The organism is Oleiphilus sp. HI0125 (assembly GCF_001635355.1).
Genome location: NZ_LWGF01000850.1, coordinates 1 through 1,511, shown reverse-complemented (window position 1 = coordinate 1,511; position 1,511 = coordinate 1). Strand labels below are relative to the sequence as shown.

At 47.2% G+C, this 1,511-nt stretch carries 2 protein-coding genes; both read right to left on the bottom strand.

The genetic code is table 11. The features are described 5' to 3' along the window. Positions 1–1,281: penicillin-binding protein 2 (locus A3762_RS13995; RefSeq protein ID WP_156493460.1), on the bottom strand; the 1,281-nt coding region annotated here is incomplete at its 3' end. A 13-nt stretch (positions 1,282–1,294) separates the two neighbouring features. Beyond that, positions 1,295–1,511 (bottom strand): cell division protein FtsL (gene ftsL, locus A3762_RS13990; protein WP_068756136.1); only part of this gene is annotated, 217 nt, incomplete at its 5' end.

Here is a 1,511-nt window from a genome sequence, read left to right as displayed (position 1 = left end):
ATTCCCCAAAACCATATAGGCCTGAGCAAGCTGAAGAGCAGTCGTACTCAAACCGTAACCGTATGACATTGCAGCCAATTCAACCGGCTGCATATTGAAAGGATTAGGTAATTGCCCGATGCTTTCGCCCGGAAATCCAATACCTGTACCTTGCCCCAAACCAAGCGCATAAAACGAATCCCACAAAGCCTCTGGACCGAGATCAAGCGCCAATTTACTTGTTCCGACATTACTTGATTTAGCGATCACTTCTAGCAAGCTCAAACGGCCGTAATCTCTGTGATCACGTATTGAGCGACCGCCTAAACGTAAAAAACCTGGAGAGGTTTCAACACTATTGTTGAGTGCGTATTTCTCAGACTCTAGCGCCGAAGCCAAGGTCACAAGCTTCATGGTCGAGCCCGGCTCAAATAGGTCCGTAATGGCTCGATTACGCAGATGTGACACGTTGAGATTTGATCGATTATTCGGGTTGTAAGATGGCTGATTCACCATTGCTAAGACTTCACCGGTTTCGATATCTAGAACCACAACTGACCCCGCTCTTGCACGGTGGATATCTACAGCAGCCTTCAACTCTCGGTAAGCAAGATATTGCAGGCGCATATCAATCGAAAGGCTAATGTCATTACCCGACTGCGCCAGCTCTACGACACCTAAGTCTTTAATAACTTGACCGGCACGGTTCTTCAAAACACGACGCTTACCCTCTCGACCAGTTAACCACTCGTCATACGCGAGTTCGATACCCTCTTGGCCTTTTTCATCGATATTTGAGAAGCCCACAATGTGCGAAGCGACTTCACCTGCAGGGTAAAATCGCTTGTATTCTCTGCGGCTGTAAATACCAGAAAAACCCAGCTGCAATGCTTGCTGGGCTTCGTGAGGTGCTGCTTTTCTTTTGAGATAAACGAACTGCTTGTCTCGATTACTTTCAAGCCGCCGTTTGAGCCAACGTTTATTCACTCCAAGCGCGGCGGCAAGCTGAGCATATTCTTCATCCCCAAGTTTGACTTGGGTTGGATTTGCATAAATGGTTTCGACCGCTGCACTTATTGCCAGAGGCTCACCATATCGGTCAGATATTGTGCCTCGGTGTGCATCTAAGCGCTCAAGACGAATGGAGCGCACATCGCCTTGATGCGATAAAAAGCTTTGTTCGAAGATGTGCAAGTGCACAGCCCGACCCATCAAGGTCAAAACAACCAAGCACAAAATCGCAAGTAACGCATAATAGCGCCACATTACAATATGTGTGTTTGTTAAAGGCTTATCACTCACTTCGATATCCCAATTATTGTACTAACTCGATGGCGCTTACATTAGGTAGCACCATTTCTAATTCTTGCGTCGCGACGCTTTCAATCTGCCCTGGAGAGGCAAATGCACTCTGCTCTAAAAGCAACTGCGCCCATTCCAACTGAAGCTGATCATTACGCTCTTGAAGCAAAGCTTGCTCAGCGAATAGTTCGCGTGAAATATGCGACGAATACACAACACCAAGTGCCGTT